The organism is Mesorhizobium sp. M7A.F.Ca.US.010.02.1.1 (genome assembly GCF_004023085.1).
In the GTDB taxonomy this organism is placed as follows: domain Bacteria; phylum Pseudomonadota; class Alphaproteobacteria; order Rhizobiales; family Rhizobiaceae; genus Mesorhizobium.
The window spans coordinates 40,364-58,317 of record NZ_RZRV01000009.1 but is presented as its reverse complement, the minus strand read 5'-3'; the positions used below and the strand labels follow the sequence as shown (position 1 = coordinate 58,317).

Below are 17,954 nucleotides of genomic sequence, written 5' to 3'. Positions count from 1 at the left end.
CCTGGCGAAGCCCCCGTCGCCGAAACGGAAGCCGGCCTCCATTGATCGCCCTCGGCCTTTTCTTGGCCGCCGCGACCGCGAGACCCGCCATCCGGGCAAGCCTGAGGATCGACATGTCAGACCAAGATACCAACACATCCGGCGGCGTCTGGCTGCTCGTGCTTTTCGGCATGGTGCTGATGATCATCGGCCTGCCGCTGCTCTATGGCGGTGTTCAGCTTATCGGCCTCGGCGGCTCCTGGTATTACGCGCTCGCCGGTGCCGGCATCATCGTTTCCGGCTTCCTCTTTGCCTTGCGTCGGCGCGCGGGTTTCTGGCTGTACATTCTCATTTTCGTCGCCACGGTTCCATGGGCGCTCTGGGAGGCCGGCCTCAATTTCTGGCCGCTGGTGCCGAGACTGGTGGCCCCGGCAGTGCTCGCCGTGATCGCTCTTCTGCTGGCGCCGCTGTTCCCGTCATCGCGCAGTGGCAAGCGGGGCCCCTTCGCCCTTGCCGGTGTTCTCGTGATCGGCCTGATCGCCACCGCCGCCTATGCCTTCCAGCCGCATGGCGTGATCCGCAACACGGTCGCCGCAACCGAAGCGCCGACGCCGGCCGCGGCAGCCTCCAGCACCGACTGGCGCCACTATGGCCGCACGCCGGCCGGCACGCGCTATGCGCCGATCGACCAGATCACCAGGGACAATGTCAAGGATTTGAAGGTCGCCTGGACCTTCCGCACCGGTGATGTCCCGGTCAAGGGCGCCGAGGACCAGAACACGCCGCTGCAGGTCGGCGACACGGTCTACACCTGCTCGTCGACAAATGTCATCAACGCGCTCAACGCCGAGACCGGCGAGCCGCGCTGGAAGTTCGACCCGAAAGCCTCGGCGCCGCTGTGGCAGCGCTGCCGTGGCGTCAGCTACTACGAGCCCACGGCCGACGCCACCGCGCCAGCGGCTGGTGTCAACGCGGCTGCCTGCGCCGGACGCATCGTCATGACCACCATCGACGCGCGGCTGATCGAGAGCGACGCCAAGACCGGCCAGCCCTGCCCGGATTTCGGTCAGGGCGGCACCGTCGACCTCAAGCAAGGCATGGGCGAGGTCAAGCCCGGCTTCTATTTCCAGACCTCGGCTCCGACCGTCATGCGCGATCTCATCATGATCGGCGGCTGGGTCTGGGACAATGTCGAGACTGGCGAGCCTTCCGGCGCCGTTCGTGCGTTCAGCGCCAAGACAGGCGAGTTGATGTGGGCATGGGATCTCGGCAATCCTGATATCACCAAGCTGCCGCCCGAAGGCCAGAGCTATACGCGCGGCACGCCCAACGTCTGGTCGACGCCGAGCTATGACGACGCGCTCGGTCTCGTCTATCTGCCGACCGGCAACGCCACGCCCGACTTCTTCGGCGCCGAACGCAGCAAGGCGGCGGAAGACTACACCGCTTCGGTCGTGGCGCTCGACATCGCCACGGGCCGCGAGCGCTGGAAGTTCCAGACCGTGCATCACGACCTCTGGGACTACGACCTTCCCTCGCAGCCGGCGCTCTATGATGTGCCGGACGGCAAGGGCGGCAAGGTGCCGGCGCTAATCCAGGTGACCAAGCGCGGCCAGATCTTCATGCTCGACCGCCGCGACGGCAAGCCGATCGCCGAGGTGCAGGAAAAGCCGGTGCCGCAGGACGGCGGCGCCAAGGAGGACTTCCTGTCGCCGACGCAGCCCTATTCGGTCGGCATGCCTTCGATCGGCGACAAGCCGTTCACCGAGGCAAGCATGTGGGGCGCCACCCCGCTCGACCAGCTCTATTGCCGTATCGGCTTCAAGAAGCTGCGCTACGAGGGCGAATTCACGCCTCCCGGCCTGACGCGCTCGCTGCAATTTCCCGGCTATTATGGCGGCATGAACTGGGGCAGCGCCTCGATCGACGAGGCCAATGGCTACCTGGTCGTCAACGATATCCGCATGCCGCAATTCGTAGTCCTGCTGCCGCGCGCCGAGGCCGACAATTACGGCCCCTCGGCCGCGCATGATGGTCTCGGCACCCAGCTCGGCACGCCCTATGGCGCGCTCAAGAACGGCTTCATGTCACCTTTGGGCGTGCCCTGCCATCAGCCGCCCTATGGCACGATCAGCGCCATCGACCTGAAGTCGCGCCAGCTCGTCTGGCAGGTTCCGGCTGGCACGCTGCAGGATACAGGCCCATTTGGCATGAAGACCGGCCTGCAGATCCCGGTCGGCATGCCGTCGCTCGGCGGTCCGGTAACGACGGCGGGCGGTCTCGTCTTCTATGCCGGCACGCAGGACTATTATCTGCGCGCCATCGACGTCGCCACCGGCGAGGAGCTGTGGAAGGGCCGCCTGCCGGTCGGCGCGCAGGCGACACCGATCACCTACACCTCGCCCGAAAGCGGCCGTCAGTTCGTCGTCGTTTCGGCCGGAGGGGCGCGCCAGTCACCCGATCGCGGCGACTACATCGTCGCTTATGCCTTGCCGAGGGCGCCATGATCCTGGAAGATTTGTTCTTCCTCGACGGATGATCAGCAGAACGGGCGCTTGAGTGCCCCGTTTTCCATTGATCTACGGTTTCTGCATTGCTGCGTTGCAGCAATGTGTGTTGCGCGCGGGATAGCTCCTCGCGCAGTCTCAATTTGAACCGATTCAGTCTGGACGCCCCATGCCCTTGCCGATCCTTGCGCTTGCCATTGCGTCCTTCTGCATCGGCACCACCGAATTCGTCATCATGGGCTTGCTGCCCGAGGTCGCCGCCGACCTCGGCGTGTCGATCCCATCTGCGGGCCTGCTGGTCACAGGATATGCGCTGGGCGTCGTCTTCGGCGCCCCGATCGTCGCCATGGCCACTGCGCATTTGCCGCGCAAGCCGGTGCTGGTCGGGCTGGCCGTGCTGTTCGTCATCGGCAATCTGTTTTGCGCCATCTCGCCCAATTACTGGACGCTGATGGCCGCGCGTGTCTTCACCGCTTTCGGCCATGGCGCCTTCTTCGGCATCGGCTCGGTCGTTGCCGCCAGCCTGGTGCCGCGCAACAAACGCGCCAGCGCCATCGCGCTGATGTTCGCCGGGCTGACGCTGTCCAACATCCTGGGTGTTCCCGCCGGAACCGCACTTGGCGAAGCGTTCGGCTGGCGCTCCACCTTCCTTGCCGTGGTGGGTATCGGCCTGATCTCGGTGGCAGCGATCGCCTGGCTGGTGCCGTCCGATGTCGCCCAGCCAAGCGGTGGCGGCCTGCGCGGCGAGCTGCGCGTGCTGGGCAAGCTGCAGGTCTGGCTGGCCATGCTGATCGCGGCGCTGACTTCCGCAAGCCTGTTCACCGTCTTCACCTACATCAAGCCCTACCTCACCGAGGTATCGGGCTTGTCGACCGCCGCAGTCACGTGGGTTCTGCTGCTGTTCGGCGCGGGCATGACCATCGGCAACATTATCGGCGGCAGACTGGCCGACTGGAAACTGATGCCGACGGTGATCGGCACGCTGCTGCTGATGGCCCTGCTTTTCGTTGGCTTCAGGCAGTTCGGCGCAATCGCCAGCGTTGCCGTCGGCATCGTCTTCCTGTGGGGCCTGCTCATCTTCGTCGTCGTGCCGCCGCTGCAGATCCGGGTCGTCGAGGCCGCCTCCGAGGGACCCAATCTCGCCGCCACGCTGAACCAGGGCGCCTTCAATGTCGGCAATGCCGGCGGCGCCTGGATCGGCGGCGTGGCTCTGTCCGCTGGTGTCTCCTATGCCAATTTGCCGCTGGTCGGCGCAGCGCTCGCTCTTTTGGCGGTCACCGTCGCTGTGCTGTCGCAGGCGCTGGACCGGCGCGCACCGGTCATCCCGCTTCCGGCTGAATAGTCTCTTGCGCCCATAGCGCGGCAGGCTGGACCAATCGACATCGGCGTCTTCAAATCGCATGTCTCTCGCTCTTGATGGAGGAAGTCATGCAGAAATCGATCGAACGCATCGCCGGCGAAAGCGAAGGGGTTTCCTACGAATTCCCGCTGTTCCGCTTCGCCGGAGCCGACAAGGCTGCTCCTTCGGCCTATCTGCAGGCGGCACTCCATGCCGGCGAGTTGCCGGGCGTCGTCGCCATCGACGCGCTGATGCCGATGCTTGCCAGGGCGGAGGCCGAAGGCCGCATCAAGGGTAACCTCACCATCGTGCCCTGGGCCAACCCGATCGGCCGGGCGCAATATCATTTCGGTGAGCATCAGGGCCGCTTCCATCTGGGCACGCGCACCAATTTCAACCGCGGCTTTCCGCTGCTCGCCGCGCCCGACACAGCGCTCTTGCCCGACACCACCCTTGGCAGCGTCGACCAGCGGCTGAAGACCCGGCTGGTGCAGCTCTCGCTCGGCCATGACATCGTGCTCGACCTGCACTGCGATGACGAGGGCCTCGCCTATCTCTACGTCCACACCAGCCTGTGGCCGGCCATGGCCGATTGCGCCGCCGCCATGGGCGTCGACGCGGTCGTGCTGTGGAGCGAGGACACCGACGGCACCTTCGAGGGCGCCTCGATCATGCCCTACCAGAACGTCCCCGCCGATATGGCCAAGCTCGACCGTCGCGTCGCCACCACCGTCGAATATCGCGGCATACTCGATGTCGATGGCGCCCTGGCCGCGGCCGACGCCGACGGCCTCTACCGGCTGCTGGTGGCGCGCGGCGTGATCGCCGACAGCGCCCTGCCCGCGCCGGGTCCTTTCACCGGCTTAGTGGCGCCATTGGAAAACATCGACATGATGCCGGCGCCACGGGCCGGTGCCGTGCTCTACGACGTCAAACCCGGCGACCACGTCGCCAAGGGCGCGCGCCTAGCCACCATCGTCCATGCACCGGGTGAAACCGATGGCCGCACCGAAGTGTTTGCGCCGCAGGATGGCATCATCCTGACCCGCCGCTCGCGCCGCATCATCCGCGCCGGCGAGGATCTCTTGAAGCTGGTCGGCGACAGGAAGAGCACCGACGCCAGGTCGGGAACGCTGGAAGATTGAGAAAGCTTTGCCTCGTAGTTTGCCGAAGCACTCCATAGCTTCGTCATTCTAGGGCGAAGCAAGGAGCGAAGCGACGCGGCGCAGACCCTAGAATCCATGCCGCGACTTCAAAGCGTCGCTACGTTCAGAATTCTGTTCCGCTGCGCCCTTCAACTGAGGTCGCGGCATGGATCCTCGGGTCTCCGCGACGTCGCTTCGCTCCTGCTCCGCCCGAGGATGACGAAGTTGCGAGGCTTCGGCCAATCCCAAACCCGTTGCATGCAGCATCACCGCCTAGCCCGAAATAGCCAGTCGCGCCTTCCCCTCCAGCCACTCCGCCATCTGCCGGTAAGGTACCGGGCCGTGGCTGATACGGGCGACACCCAGTTCCGCCAGCCGCTGGCGCGGCGGCACATGCGCCAGCGCAATGATGTTGACCGGCAACGCAATTTCCTTGCAGAGCGTCTCGATCAGGCCCTCGTCGCCAAGGCCCGGCGCAAAGAAGCCGTGCGCGCCGGCTTTTTCGAAGGCCTGTGCGCGCTCGATGGCCTGGTCAAGCAGAACGTCATCGTGCGCATCCGGTTTCGCCTTGAGGAAGATGTCGGTTCGAGCGTTGATGAACGCCGGTATGCCGGAAGCCTTGACGGCCGCCGCAGCAGCTTCGATGCGCTTTACCTGGACAGAAATGTCATGCAGGCCGCTGCCACCGACGATCTGGTCTTCGAAGTTGAAACCAACAGCGCCGGCCCGCAGCGCCAACGTTACCGTTCTCGCGACGATTTCCGGATCGACGCCGTAACCGCCCTCGAGATCCATGGTGACCGGCAGGTCGACCGACCCGACGATGCGCCCGATGTTGTCGAGCGCAAGCTCCAGCGGGATTTTCTCGCCATCGGCGTAGCCGAACGCGGCCGCGACCGGCCAGCTTCCGGTGGCGATCGCCTTGGCGCCCGCTTTTTCGACGATCTTGGCCGAGCCCGGATCCCAGGCGTTGTAGAGAACGACCGGGTTTCCCTTGACGTGGAGGGAATGAAACATCCGCGCGCGTTCGATCTGCTCGGTCATGGTTGTTTTCCCGTCTTCCTGCTGTTGGATGAACAGTCTAAGCGGCTCTGTCGGCTCTGGCGATGTGCCATGAGCCTGAGAAGCGGCGGCCAACGAACAGACTTTCAAACCTGTTGCGCATCCTTCTTTTCGCAGCTATGGATTTCGCCATGAACATGCGTTCGACCAAGACCATTTGGTGGTGGGCCTGCTGACAGCGGCCTGTTCGAACACGTGCGCGTGAAAAGAGAGGGTGGCCGCAACGGAAAGTCCGGGCGGCCATTTGTTTTTTCCAAGCCATTCCCGGGTCCGTTGCCCCAAGAAGCTGATGGAGACGGCAATGACGATGAAGGTTCTGGAAAACGGCGCGGAAAGTTTCTTGACCGCGGGTGGCGTCACCATCACCCGCGAGCGCCACGACCGGCCCTATGCGGGCGCGATCGACGCTTACGTCGACGGCCTGAATTCGCGCCGCGGCGCGGTGTTTTCCTCCAACTATGAATATCCCGGCCGCTACACGCGCTGGGACACCGCCATCATCGACCCGCCTCTGGTTATCTCCGCGCGCGGCCGCGCCATGCGCGTCGAGGCGCTGAACGGCCGTGGCGAGGTGCTGTTGCCGGTCATCGGCAAGGCGCTCGCCGGCCTGGCCGATGTCACCATCGCCGAGACGTCGAAAAAGCTCATCCGCCTCGACGTCGCCAAGCCTGGTCGTGTCTTCACCGAAGAAGAACGCAGCCGCGTCCCCTCGGTGTTTACCGTTCTGCGCGCCATCACCGCTCTGTTCAAGACCGAGGAAGACGCCAATCTCGGCCTCTACGGCGCTTTCGGCTACGACCTCGCCTTCCAGTTCGACCCGGTCGACTACAAGCTCGAGCGCAAGCCAAGCCAGCGCGACCTGGTGCTGTTCCTGCCCGACGAGATCCTGGTCGTCGACCATTATTCGGCCAAGGCCTGGACCGACCGCTACGACTATGCCGGCGACGGGTTTTCAACCGAAGGGCTGCCGCGCGACGAAATCGCCGAGCCGTTCAAGAGCCCCGACCGCATCCCGCCGCGCGGCGACCATGAACCGGGCGAATACGCCAATCTGGTGCGCAAGGCGATGGATTCGTTCAAGCGCGGCGACCTGTTCGAGGTCGTGCCCGGCCAGATGTTCTACGAGCGCTGCGAGACGCAGCCGTCCGAGATTTCGCGCAAGCTGAAGGCCATCAATCCGTCACCCTATTCCTTCTTCATCAATCTGGGCGAAGGCGAATATCTGATCGGCGCCTCGCCGGAAATGTTCGTGCGCGTCAACGGCCGCCGCGTCGAGACCTGCCCGATCTCGGGCACCATCAAGCGCGGCGACGACGCCATTTCCGACTCAGAGCAGATCCTGAAACTGCTCAACTCGAAGAAAGACGAATCCGAGCTGACCATGTGCTCGGACGTCGACCGCAACGACAAGTCGCGGGTCTGCGAGCCGGGTTCGGTGCGCGTCATCGGCCGTCGGCAGATCGAAATGTATTCGCGCCTGATCCACACGGTCGACCACATCGAAGGCCGGCTGCGCGAAGGCATGGATGCCTTCGACGCCTTCCTGTCGCATGCCTGGGCGGTCACCGTTACCGGCGCGCCGAAATTGTGGGCCATGCGCTTCATCGAGCAGAACGAGAAAAGCCCGCGCGCCTGGTATGGCGGTGCGATCGGCATGGTCAATTTCAACGGCGACATGAACACCGGCCTCACCCTGCGCACCATCCGTATCAAGGACGGCATTGCCGAAGTGCGCGCCGGCGCCACATTGCTGTTCGACAGCATTCCCGAGGAAGAAGAAGCCGAAACCGAACTGAAGGCATCCGCCATGCTCTCCGCCATCCGCGACGCCAAGACAGGAAATTCCGCCAGCACCGAGCGCACCACCGCGCGCGTCGGCGACGGCGTCAACATCCTGCTGGTCGACCACGAGGACAGTTTCGTCCACACGCTGGCCAATTATTTTCGCCAGACCGGTGCCAACGTCTCGACCGTTCGCTCGCCGGTGCCGGAGGAAGTCTTCGACCGGCTGAAACCCGATCTCGTCGTGCTGTCGCCCGGCCCCGGCACGCCGAAAGATTTCGACTGCGCCGCCACCATCAAGAAGGCGCGCGCCCGCGACCTGCCGATCTTCGGCGTCTGCCTTGGCCTGCAGGCACTGGCCGAGGCCTATGGCGGCGAACTCAGGCAGCTGCATGTGCCGATGCACGGCAAGCCGTCGCGCATCCGCGTTTCCAAGCCGGGCATCATCTTCTCCGGCCTGCCCAAGGAAGTCACCGTCGGCCGCTACCATTCGATCTTCGCCGATCCGGTTCGCCTGCCCGACGATTTCATCGTCACGGCCGAAACCGAGGACGGTGTCATCATGGCCTTCGAACACCGCAAGGAGCCGATCGCCGCGGTACAGTTCCACCCGGAATCGATCATGACGCTCGGCCACAATGCCGGCATGCGCATCATCGAGAACATCGTCGCCCACCTGCCGCGCAAGGCCAAGGAAAAGGCCGCCTGACGATCATGGCTGAAGCCGAGAACACGACGGCGATCGCGGCCAAGGCGGCCGCGAAGCGCAAGATCGCCAATCTCGCCTTCTGGTCGATTATCGTCGCCTTTGTCGTGCTCGCGCTGAAAGCTGCCGCCTGGTACGTCACCGGCTCTGTCGCGCTTTATTCGGACGCACTGGAATCGATCGTCAACGTCATCGCCTCGGTCGCCGCCTTCTGGGCGATCCAGGTCAGCCACAAGCCGGCCGACCAGGATCATCCCTTCGGCCACCACAAGGCCGAGTATTTCTCGGCAGTGCTGGAAGGCGTGCTGATCGTGCTTGCCGCGCTCTTGATCCTCAACGAGGTCTGGCGCTCCTGGCAGACCCCGTCACCCTTGGAACAGCCTTGGGAAGGTCTTGCGGTCAACGGCGTTGCCACGGTCATCAACGCCTTCTGGGCCTGGACGCTGATCCGCGCCGGTAGGGCTGAGAAATCACCGGCACTGGTCGCCGACGGCAACCACATCATGACCGACGTGGTCACCTCGATCGGCGTCTTCGGCGGCCTGGTCGGAGCGATCCTGACCGGTTGGCAGATCCTTGACCCCGCACTTGCCGTCCTCGTGGCTTTGAACATCCTGTGGCAGGGCTGGCATGTCATCGGCTCGTCGATGAACGGCCTGATGGACCGCGCCGTCGACACCCAGGAACACATGCGCATCCGTGACGTCATCTCGGCCAACTGCAAGGGCGCGCTGGAGGTTCACGATCTCAAGACGCGCATCGCCGGCCGCGCCACCTTCATCGAGTTTCATCTGGTCGTCGACGCAGACATGTCGGTCGGCGCCAGCCATGTCATCTGCGACCGCATCGAGGACGCGCTGAAGGCCGAAATCCCTTCGGTGCGCGTCACCATCCATGTCGAGCCCGACGACGAGGCCAAGCTGCCGAAGGGCACGACGGCCGTGCCGTTCGCCTGAGGCGATTTCCTGTAGCGACTTGGGAAAATTAACCGAAGCCTCGCGACTTCGTCATCCACGGGCGGAGCAGGAGCGAAGCTCCGTCGCGGAGACCCGAGGATCCAGGCCGCGACCTTGGCCGTAGAGTGAAGCGGAACAGAATTCTGCACCGCAGCAGCGCTCGGATGTCACGGCATGGATCCTATGGTCTGCGCCGCGTCGCTTCGCTCCTTGCTCCGCCATAGGATGACGAAAACGCTGGGTGCTTACGGAGCGCATGCCGATTGCGGCATCGGCTGCAGCCGATAGACCTTGTCGTCGGATTTCGTCTTGCCGTCGGCGGCCTTCGAACACAGGTCGACGATCGCGAGTGCACTGTTGGGATTGGCCAGCATCATCGTGCCATCGGCACCACGCTTGAGGAAAATCTCCTTCTGCGCGATGTCGCAGGAGAAATCGCTCATCTTCGAACTGGCCGCGCAGCGCCACTGGTCGGCTTCGGCCTGGCAGGAATAGGTCTGCGTGACTTTGGCCGATTTCTGCCGTGTGGTGACGGTAACGGCAATGTCGGCGCCATCAGGCCAGTTGGCTGCGTCGCCCCCTGAAGCAAACGACGCCAGTTCGACCGGGCCGCGGAAAACCCGGATCGACTTGGTGAGCTGATCGGGGTGCGAGCCGAGATGCGCTGCATCGTAGTCGCGCCCATAGCAGAATGCCTGGTCCGGCTTCAGCCGCTCGCGCAGTGGAGCCCCGAGCGCAGGGGCGATCGGATCGATGCGCGCGAACTCGGCCTTGCAGGTCGCCGCCGGCATCGGGTCGAGGCGGAAATTGTCGTCCTCCGAGCCGAGCGCCTGCCTGTCATACTCCGCTGCGCCAAGCTCCTCTTCCGATCCGGCATCGAGATAGATGTCGGGCTGCAGATCCGAGAGAAGCAGCCGGCCCTTGTCGTCGACCTTCAGCGATGCAAGCGTCCGGTCGCACTCCATACCGCAATGGATGGGGCCTGTCTTGCCGTCCTCCGACACATGATTGCACCAGCCGCCGGCCCATTCCGGCGCCTTGGCGCCGCGCACGGAGGTGGCGATGAAGGCATTGTAAGAAGTGTCGGAATTCACGGTCGGCTCTTCATTCGGCCGGCTGACCGGATCATGGCCGTAGTAGAAGAAGATCCGCGCCACCTTCTGCTTCGGGTGCGCCTTGAGATGCGCCGCATCATAGACGCGGCCGAAACAGGCGTCAGTGCCGTTGGGACTGAGTTCAGTGAGCTTGAGTGCATCATCGGCGAAGGCCGAGCCGGCAAGCGTGGCAATCAGCGCCGCGCCAGCAATTGTCTTCCATTCCCCTGCCCTGAACGCCACGTGATCTCTCCTCCGCATCGACAGGACGCAACATCAATTTATGCTAGTATTGCGGCCGCAGCCACGCAATTCGCGGCGGGCCGCCAAGCGAAGGAGGATGCCATGCGTCGGCGCGACATGTTCCGCGCGGTTCTTGCCGGAACCGGAACGCTTCTTGGTTTGCGGGCAGCACAGGCAGCCGCCACCGAGCCCACAGGGCAAAAAGTCGCCTACCACTTGAGCGACACCGACAAGGTCAATTTCGTGCTCGGCAACATCAAGAACCACTATGAGGGCACCGGCGGCAATGTCGACATCGTGCTGGTCGTGCATGGTCCGGCCTTGGCCAGCTTCAAGTCGAAGGGAATATCGGCCGCGATTTCCGGGCGCTTCGCCGGCCTGGTGCGGCAGGGGCTGGAATCCCATGCTTGCGCCAACACCATGCAAGGCATGGATATTTCGCTCCCCGACCTGCTCGCCGGGTTTCATGCCGCCGACAAGGGCGGCGTCGTCAAACTCGCCGAACTGCAAGGCCAAGGTTACGCCTATCTGCACCCGTAGAGCGGTTTGCTTGGCGCAAATTCCCCGAGGGAAAGCGCTACTCCTTTTCCCGGGAAACCGTTTCCACACGTTTCCTTGAATTGCTCAAAGGCTTGAACACCCGGGTGGCAAGGGCCTACGAAGGACAGGCAGACGTCCCGGAGGAAGAACCGTGCCAGCCACCACACTCAGCATACCCGATCTTGCCGGCAAGGCAGTGCTGGTCACCGGTGCGTCGACCGGCATCGGAGCGGCGCTCGCGCTGGCCTATGCAGCGCAGAAATGCAAGGTGGCGCTGCACTACAATTCGAGTCAAGACGCCGCCGAGAAGCTCGGCCTGACGATTGCCGACAAGGGCGGCGAGGTGTTTCTCGTTCAGGGCGATTTCTCCGTTGCCGCCGATGTCGAGCGCGTCGTCGAGGATAGCGCGCAATATTTCGGCCGCCTCGACGGGCTGGTCAACAATGCCGGCGGCATGCTTGGCCGCATTCCCTATGCCGAGCAGACCGAGGCGCATTACGACGCTGTGATGGACCTCAACGCCCGTTCGGTACTGACTGCTTCGCGCAAGGCGATCCCGTGGCTCAAGAAACAGGGCGGCTTCATCGTCAACACCTCCTCGATCGCCGCCCGCAATGGCGCCGGCGGCGGCGCCGGGCTTTACGGCTCGGCCAAGGCCTTCGTCTCCAATGTGACGCGCGGCATGGCCAAGGAACTGATCGGCTTCGGCATCCGCGTCAACGCGGTGGCGCCCGGCACCATTCTCACCCCGTTCCACGAGCGCTATTCGACCGACGAGCAGATCAAAGGCATGGTCGCCACCATTCCGCAGGGACGCGCCGGCACGGCGCAGGATTGCGTCGGCGCCTATCTGTTCCTCTCTTCCGATCTTCTCAGCGGCTACATCACCGGCCAGGTCATCGAGGTGAATGGCGGCCAGTTGATGCCTTGAGCGGCTATCGGCATACTGGCGATCTGCACGCTCTTGTCGAAATCTCAAAGGGAGACAACGGAATGTATGGACTGATCGGCAAGATGCGGGCGGCGCGCGGCCAGCGCGACGCGGTCATGGACCTCCTGCGCGACAGTACAGGCGCCCTGCCAGGCTGCCTGAGCTATATCATCGCGCGCGACCCCGCCGATGCCGACGCGATCTGGGTCACCGAAGTGTGGACCGACGCCGAAAGCCACAAGGCCTCGCTGCAGCTTCCCGAAGTCCAGGCGGCGATCGCCAAGGCGCGGCCGTTCATCGCCGGTTTTGAATTCCAGGTCGAAACCCACCCCGTCGGCGGTTTCGGGCTGGCTGACGGCAAGACGGGGTGAGTTCGATGCCAACTTTGAGGAGCAATCTGGACGCAGACAGTAAACATTCGCGATGCGAAAGCCCATCTGTCGCGCCTTGTGAGACGTGCAGCCCAAGGCGAGTCGTTTGTTATTGCCAAAGCCGGCAAGCCGTTGGCCAGAATCGTGCCGATCGAACAACCGGCTCTGCAGGCGCGACGGGTCGGTTTTATGGCCGGCCAGTTTTCCGTCCCCGACGATTTCGACCGCATGGGTCGCAATGAGATCGAGCAACGGTTCGACGCCGGCTTATGAAACCTGTTACTCGACACCTGGACGGGTGAAACAATAGTTTTCTATGAATCGCGGTTCGCATTTTTCGCCCTGCGGGTCTAAGAGCGAAACATGGATTCCTCGGCCGAGCAGCCCTCCCCGGACCTGCCCACACTCGGGCGCATGGCGCGGATGCGCAAGCTCTGGCAGTGGCTTGCCCTGCTGGTTGTTTCCATGCTGTTTGCCGGCGCGCTGGAACTCGCCACCCTGCCGGCGGCACTGCTGATCGGGCCGATGCTGGCGGCCATCGTCGCCGGCACCAATGGCGCCACGGTGCGCGTGCCGCGCCTTCTGTTCGGCGCCGCCCAGGCGATCGTCGGCTGCCTCGTCGCGGCGTCGATCTCGGCCGACATCTTTCCGGTCTTCTACAAGGAATGGCCGCTGTTTCTCGGCGTGGTGGTGGCGACCGTCACGGCCTCCAGCCTGCTCGGCTGGCTGATCAGCCGCTGGCGCATCCTGCCCGGCACCACCGCTGTCTGGGGCTCGTCGCCGGGTGCGGCCACCGCCATGGTGCTGATGGCCGGTGCCTTCGGCGCCGACCAGCGCCTCGTCGCTTTCATGCAGTATCTGCGCGTCATCTTCGTCTCGATGACGGCAGCGCTCGTTGCCAAGATGTGGGTCGACACCTCGGGCGTCGAAATCCCCGCCATCGTCTGGTTTCCGCCGATCGATGCCCAAGCCTTCGCCGCCACCATCGGCATCGCGTTTATCGGCGGCTTGGCGGGAAAGCTGTGCCGGCTGCCTTCGCCCTTCTTTCTCGGCACCTTCGTCTTCGGCACCGTCGTCCATCTCGGCTTGGGCGTGGAAATGCAATTGCCGGAATGGCTGCTGGCTGTCAGCTACGCCATGGTCGGCTGGTCGATCGGGCTGAATTTCACCAGGGCGATCCTGCGCCATGCGACACGCGCGCTGCCGCAGATCATCGCCTCGATCGTGGCGCTGATCGCCTTTTGCGGCGGCCTTGCCTTCATGATCAGCCATCTCCTGGGCATCGATCCGCTGACCGCCTATCTGGCGACCAGCCCCGGCGGCATGGACAGCATCGCCATCATCGCCGCCGCCGCGCAGAACGTCGACATCTCCTTCGTTATGGCGCTGCAATCGGCACGCTTCCTGATCGTGCTGTTGGTCGGCCCGAGCGTCGCGCGGCTGGTGGCGAGAAGCGTCAGGCAATAGGCAAAATCGCCGCCGGAGACGGTCATAAGCCGCGGATTATTCCTCGCCGCCCTCATCCTCGCTTTGCGCGTCGCGGCGCCAGTAGGCGGTGACCAGGTGCCGGTCGCGCGGCAGACCCCACTGCTTGCGCACGATGTTGCGTATCTCCCGGAAATCGCCGAATTCGCAACTTGCCCAGACGTACAGGCCGTCGGCAAGCGCCATGTGATTGCGCTCACGCAAGGCGGTCGACAATAGGCCGGCGGTGCCGGCCTCTCGGCCGTGCCGGTAGAGCCAGGTGATATCGATATTGTCCCCTTGCGCCAGCGCGATCCGGTCATCCGGGCCATCGACCTCGATCAGTGCCTCGGCGCGGGTTGACGCCGGCAAATGCTCCAAAATCCGGCCGATGGCTGGCAGTGCGGTGTCGTCGCCGAGCAGAAGCAAGGTCTGCGCCACCGGGGCGTCGCCGCCACCGGGTCCGATCATGCCGATCACGTCTCCTGCCTGTGCGCTTTGCGCGAAGGCGGCGGCGGGCGTCTCCTGGCCTGGATGCAACACGAAATCGACGTCGAGCCAACCGCTTGCGGCGTCCACCGCCCGGATCGTGTAGACCCGCACGGCAAGCGCATCGTCGCCAGAAGGCCAGACGATCAAGCCGTCAGCGCCCATCGTCGGCCAAACCAGCCGGCGGCCAGGCGGCGGCAGCAGCAGCCGCATGTGCAGGCCGCCATGGGTAAATCGGCCGAGATCCTTGCCGGCGAAGCGCAGACGCTGCATGTGCGCCGATATCCGCGTTGACGACATCACCGCGATCTCGCGGAAGAAGACCGGCGTACCGGCGTCGCTGCCGTCACCTTGCCAATGGATGCCCCTGGTCGTGCCGAGATGTTCGGCGACATGGCCGGCAACCGTCATCTTCATGTAGGAGAGGCAGGTTTCGTCGGTCGCCGCGACCCGGATCAGCACGCTTTCATCATCGAGCGTAGCGCTCAACGAGCCGTAATAGAGGCGGAGCTCCCACTGGTCGGCAACGCCAGTGTCAATCTCGAATTCGCTGTGCTCTGCGCGCAGCCGATCCATCACCAACCTGATCGCCGCGTCGCTGATCCGGGTTTGCGCGCTCAGTTGGTCCATCGCTCAAGTCCTTCGAAACAGTTCGGGGCAAGGCGCCGCGCGGCACCCTCACCGTCAGCGGCATGCCACAGCCGCTCCGATGTTTCCACAGAAACATGATAATAATAATCATATTTATTCGATGAGTTGGCTACGAACCGCTTGTCGCAGCAAGCCGCTCGGGAAGGAAGTCGACGAAGACGCGCACCTTCGGCGACAAATGGCGATTGGAGGGCCACAGCATCCGGAACTGGCCGCGGCCATCAACATGATCGTCAAGGACGGTGCGCAGCCTGTCTTCGTGCAGCACCTCGCGGATCAGGAAATTCGGCATGCAGGCGATGCCGAGGCCGGCGAGTGTGGCGCCCTTCAACGCTTCCATGTTGTTGCAGGTCAGCATCGAGCGGATCTGCGGTTGGGCGCTTCCGGTAATGAACGGCCACTCCAACAGCCTGCCGCTGTTGAGGAAGCGGAAGTTTATGCCGAAATGCCTGATGAGATCAGCCGGCTCGCCGGGTGTGCCATGGCGGTCGAGGTAGGAGGGCGCCGCGCACAACAGCATGCGAAAGGGCGCAACGGGCCTGGACACCAAGCGTGAATCGGGCAGCTCGCCGCTTCGGATCGCGACATCGATGCCCTCGTCGATCACGTCGACGATCCGGTCGTTGAAATCGATGTCGAGCTCTATCTCCGGATAGCGGGCCATGAACTCCGACAGCACCGGCAGCAGCAAATGATAGGTGACGATCGGAGTGGATATGCGCAGCCGCCCATGCGGCGTTTCCCGTGTCCGCGACAGCATCGCCTCGGCATCGCCGATGTCGTCGAGGATGCGGCGCACGCGCTCGTTGAACAGTCTGCCCTCTTCCGTCAGGCCAATGCGCCGCGTGCTGCGCTGCAGGAGCCGCACGCCGAGCTCCTGTTCGAGCCGCGCGACGCTCTTGCCGACGGCGGAAGCCGAGATGCCGAGCGCCCGCCCTGCAGCGACGAAACTGCCGAATTCGGCGGTGCGGGCGAAGGCCAGGAGCCCGTTGAGACGATCCATCGTGTCATTCCATTCGAGCGTTTCAGTCCGATATACCAGGAGATATAACACCATTCTTCCTGAAATGCCGACGACCTATCTTGTCGTCACGACCGGCTCCGCAAACGCGCGGCCGACCGGCGAGTGCTGTTTCAGATAGGGAAATCCATGACTTCTAGGACCACAACCGGCTCTGCCGAGAGATGGCTCGTGCTCTTGTCCGTGTGCCTTGCCGCGATGACGATGCCCTTGACCTTCACCGGTCCGGCCGTCGCTCTGTCGCACATCGCGGCCGATCTCGGCGGCAGTCCGATCGAGCTCAACTGGGTGACCAACGCCTTTATGCTGACCTTCGGCGCCACCCTGATGGCGTCGGGCGCTCTGGCCGACAATCACGGCCGCAAGCGCCTCTTCCTCGTCGGCCTCTCCCTCTATGTCCTGGCGTCGCTGGGCGCGATGCTGGCGCCGGACATCATCTGGTTCGACATTTTACGGGCCGTGCAGGGGATCGGCAGTGCGGCCGCCTTCGCTGGCGGCGCCTCGGCACTCGCCCAGGAATTCGAAGGGCCATTGCGGCTGCGCGCCTTCAGCTTCCTCGGCACCAGTTTCGGCATCGGCCTCGCCTTCGGCCCGATCGCGTCGGGCCTGCTCATCTCTGCATTCGGCTGGCGGTCGATTTTTCTTCTGGTTGCAGCACTCGCGATTGCCGCCGCCATGCTCGGCCTGCGCACCGTCAGGGAATCGCGAGACCCGGATGCGACTGGCCTCGACTGGGCGGGAGCCGGCACCTTCACGATCGCGCTGGCGTCGCTGACCTATGGCGTGCTCCAGGCCCCGCAGAGCGGCTGGGCCGATCCCCTCGTCATCACGCTTCTGGCCGCTTCTGTGATCTGTTTTGTCGCCTTCGTCTTTGTCGAGCGGCGCGCACAACGGCCGATGCTTGACCTCACGCTATTTGCCTATCCCCGCTTCGTCGGCGTCCAGTTTCTAGCTGCGGCACCCGCTTACGCCTTCGTCGTCCTGCTCGTCCTGTTGCCGATCCGCTTCATCGGCATCGAGGGCATGAGCGAGATCAAGGCCGGGCAATTGATGATCTGCCTATCAGGCCCGCTGCTGATCCTGCCGATGCTCGCCGGACAGCTGGCGCGCTGGATCGCGCCGGCCACGATCTGCGGCGTCGGCCTGCTTGTCGCTGCCGCCGGGCTTGTCTGGCTGAGCCTGACACCACCGGTCGATAGTGCGCTGGTGGCGCCGCTGATGCTGATCGGCGTCGGCATCGCCCTGCCCTGGGGATTGATGGACGGGCTTGCCGTCAGTGTCGTGCCGAGAGAGCGCGCCGGCATGGCGGTCGGCATCTTCAACACCACCCGCGTCGCCTGCGAGGGTGTGGCGCTCGCGATCGTCATGGCGACCCTTTCCGGCTTTACCGCCGCGCAGGTCGCCGCCGAGGAAACGGCATCTTCGACGGAGGCGGCGGCGGCAGCCCAGCTGCTGGTGACCGGCAATCTCGGCGAAGCAGCACAACATCTGCCCCAAGCCGGAGCCGCTGTTCTGGTCCAGGCCTACGAGACGGCGTTCGACAGGCTGCTGATCGTGCTGGCGGCAATCACCGTCATGACCGCCATCGTCGTCTTCCTTGGCCTGCGTCGCGGATCGGCTTCAGGTGAAAGTGTCGACGTCCAGGCAGTGCCGCAGGAAGGGTAGCAGTCAGCG

At 64.2% G+C, this 17,954-nt stretch carries 15 protein-coding genes; 11 read left to right on the top strand and 4 right to left on the bottom strand.

Annotation, left to right across the window (positions count from 1 at the left end):
* Positions 1-113: 113 nt before the first annotated feature.
* The 3 genes from EOA19_RS12060 to EOA19_RS12050 all read left to right on the top strand — a co-directional run bounded on the left by EOA19_RS12060 (position 114) and on the right by EOA19_RS12050 (position 4,970).
* Positions 114-2,486: a membrane-bound PQQ-dependent dehydrogenase, glucose/quinate/shikimate family gene (locus EOA19_RS12060; protein WP_128303718.1), complete on the top strand. Its 2,373-nt coding sequence runs from the start codon at positions 114-116 to the stop codon at positions 2,484-2,486.
* 169 nt (positions 2,487-2,655) lie between these two features.
* Positions 2,656-3,828, top strand: coding sequence for an MFS transporter (locus EOA19_RS12055; RefSeq protein ID WP_128303717.1), 1,173 nt, complete (start codon positions 2,656-2,658; stop codon positions 3,826-3,828).
* An 86-nt stretch (positions 3,829-3,914) separates the two neighbouring features.
* Positions 3,915-4,970, top strand: a complete 1,056-nt coding sequence (locus EOA19_RS12050) for a succinylglutamate desuccinylase/aspartoacylase family protein (RefSeq protein WP_128303716.1) — start codon at positions 3,915-3,917, stop codon at positions 4,968-4,970.
* A 273-nt stretch (positions 4,971-5,243) separates the two neighbouring features.
* On the opposite strand, the gene EOA19_RS12045 is transcribed toward EOA19_RS12050, so the two are convergent.
* Positions 5,244-6,014: an isocitrate lyase/phosphoenolpyruvate mutase family protein gene (locus EOA19_RS12045; protein WP_128303715.1), complete on the bottom strand. Its 771-nt coding sequence runs from the start codon at positions 6,012-6,014 to the stop codon at positions 5,244-5,246.
* A gap of 319 nt (positions 6,015-6,333) precedes the next feature.
* Between EOA19_RS12045 and EOA19_RS12040 the strand changes: the two genes are divergently transcribed.
* Entirely contained in the window at positions 6,334-8,523 is a 2,190-nt protein-coding gene (locus tag EOA19_RS12040) for an anthranilate synthase (protein ID WP_128303714.1), read from the top strand.
* A 5-nt stretch (positions 8,524-8,528) separates the two neighbouring features.
* A complete protein-coding gene (locus EOA19_RS12035; RefSeq protein ID WP_128303713.1) occupies positions 8,529-9,476 on the top strand; it encodes a cation diffusion facilitator family transporter in 948 nt (315 codons plus the stop codon).
* Between the two features lie 245 nt (positions 9,477-9,721).
* Here the strand turns inward: EOA19_RS12035 and EOA19_RS12030 are convergent, their stop codons facing one another.
* Positions 9,722-10,813 (bottom strand): hypothetical protein, encoded by a 1,092-nt coding sequence (locus EOA19_RS12030; RefSeq protein ID WP_164892910.1) that lies wholly within the window; start codon positions 10,811-10,813, stop codon positions 9,722-9,724.
* A 102-nt stretch (positions 10,814-10,915) separates the two neighbouring features.
* On the opposite strand from EOA19_RS12030, the gene EOA19_RS12025 reads away from it, so the two are divergent.
* The 5 genes from EOA19_RS12025 to EOA19_RS12005 all read left to right on the top strand — a co-directional run bounded on the left by EOA19_RS12025 (position 10,916) and on the right by EOA19_RS12005 (position 14,122).
* Positions 10,916-11,353, top strand: a complete 438-nt coding sequence (locus EOA19_RS12025) for a DsrE family protein (protein ID WP_128303711.1) — start codon at positions 10,916-10,918, stop codon at positions 11,351-11,353.
* Between the two features lie 151 nt (positions 11,354-11,504).
* Complete coding sequence (locus EOA19_RS12020; RefSeq protein ID WP_023809885.1) at positions 11,505-12,284, top strand: SDR family oxidoreductase; 780 nt, start codon at positions 11,505-11,507, stop codon at positions 12,282-12,284.
* Between the two features lie 62 nt (positions 12,285-12,346).
* Positions 12,347-12,655: a putative quinol monooxygenase gene (locus EOA19_RS12015; protein ID WP_023809886.1), complete on the top strand. Its 309-nt coding sequence runs from the start codon at positions 12,347-12,349 to the stop codon at positions 12,653-12,655.
* A 24-nt stretch (positions 12,656-12,679) separates the two neighbouring features.
* Positions 12,680-12,928, top strand: a complete 249-nt coding sequence (locus EOA19_RS12010; protein ID WP_128303710.1) for a type II toxin-antitoxin system Phd/YefM family antitoxin — start codon at positions 12,680-12,682, stop codon at positions 12,926-12,928.
* A gap of 90 nt (positions 12,929-13,018) precedes the next feature.
* A complete protein-coding gene (locus EOA19_RS12005; RefSeq protein ID WP_128303709.1) occupies positions 13,019-14,122 on the top strand; it encodes an AbrB family transcriptional regulator in 1,104 nt (367 codons plus the stop codon).
* 36 nt (positions 14,123-14,158) lie between these two features.
* On the opposite strand, the gene EOA19_RS12000 is transcribed toward EOA19_RS12005, so the two are convergent.
* The gene (locus EOA19_RS12000) at positions 14,159-15,238 is read right to left on the bottom strand and encodes a siderophore-interacting protein (RefSeq protein ID WP_128303708.1); all 1,080 of its coding nucleotides are present in this window, start codon (positions 15,236-15,238) and stop codon (positions 14,159-14,161) included.
* A gap of 130 nt (positions 15,239-15,368) precedes the next feature.
* Positions 15,369-16,262 carry a LysR family transcriptional regulator gene (locus tag EOA19_RS11995; protein ID WP_128303707.1) on the bottom strand — a complete coding sequence of 298 codons (894 nt, stop codon included), beginning with the start codon at positions 16,260-16,262 and terminating at the stop codon, positions 15,369-15,371.
* Positions 16,263-16,409: 147 nt separating this feature from the next.
* On the opposite strand from EOA19_RS11995, the gene EOA19_RS11990 reads away from it, so the two are divergent.
* Positions 16,410-17,945, top strand: coding sequence for an MFS transporter (locus EOA19_RS11990; protein WP_128303706.1), 1,536 nt, complete (start codon positions 16,410-16,412; stop codon positions 17,943-17,945).
* Positions 17,946-17,954 lie beyond the last annotated feature (9 nt).

Bases quoted from the DNA above. Each gene is read 5' to 3' on its own strand.
- EOA19_RS11990 (WP_128303706.1), top strand. From the start codon at position 16,410: ATGACTTCTAGGACCACAACCGGCTCTGCCGAGAGATGGCTCGTGCTC.
- EOA19_RS12005 (WP_128303709.1), top strand. From the start codon at position 13,019: ATGGATTCCTCGGCCGAGCAGCCCTCCCCGGACCTGCCCACACTCGGG.
- EOA19_RS12060 (WP_128303718.1), top strand. From the start codon at position 114: ATGTCAGACCAAGATACCAACACATCCGGCGGCGTCTGGCTGCTCGTG.
- EOA19_RS12055 (WP_128303717.1), top strand. From the start codon at position 2,656: ATGCCCTTGCCGATCCTTGCGCTTGCCATTGCGTCCTTCTGCATCGGC.
- EOA19_RS12050 (WP_128303716.1), top strand. From the start codon at position 3,915: ATGCAGAAATCGATCGAACGCATCGCCGGCGAAAGCGAAGGGGTTTCC.
- EOA19_RS12045 (WP_128303715.1), bottom strand. From the start codon at position 6,014: ATGACCGAGCAGATCGAACGCGCGCGGATGTTTCATTCCCTCCACGTC.
- EOA19_RS12015 (WP_023809886.1), top strand. From the start codon at position 12,347: ATGTATGGACTGATCGGCAAGATGCGGGCGGCGCGCGGCCAGCGCGAC.
- EOA19_RS12025 (WP_128303711.1), top strand. From the start codon at position 10,916: ATGCGTCGGCGCGACATGTTCCGCGCGGTTCTTGCCGGAACCGGAACG.
- EOA19_RS12000 (WP_128303708.1), bottom strand. From the start codon at position 15,238: ATGGACCAACTGAGCGCGCAAACCCGGATCAGCGACGCGGCGATCAGG.
- EOA19_RS12040 (WP_128303714.1), top strand. From the start codon at position 6,334: ATGACGATGAAGGTTCTGGAAAACGGCGCGGAAAGTTTCTTGACCGCG.
- EOA19_RS12035 (WP_128303713.1), top strand. From the start codon at position 8,529: ATGGCTGAAGCCGAGAACACGACGGCGATCGCGGCCAAGGCGGCCGCG.
- EOA19_RS11995 (WP_128303707.1), bottom strand. From the start codon at position 16,262: ATGGATCGTCTCAACGGGCTCCTGGCCTTCGCCCGCACCGCCGAATTC.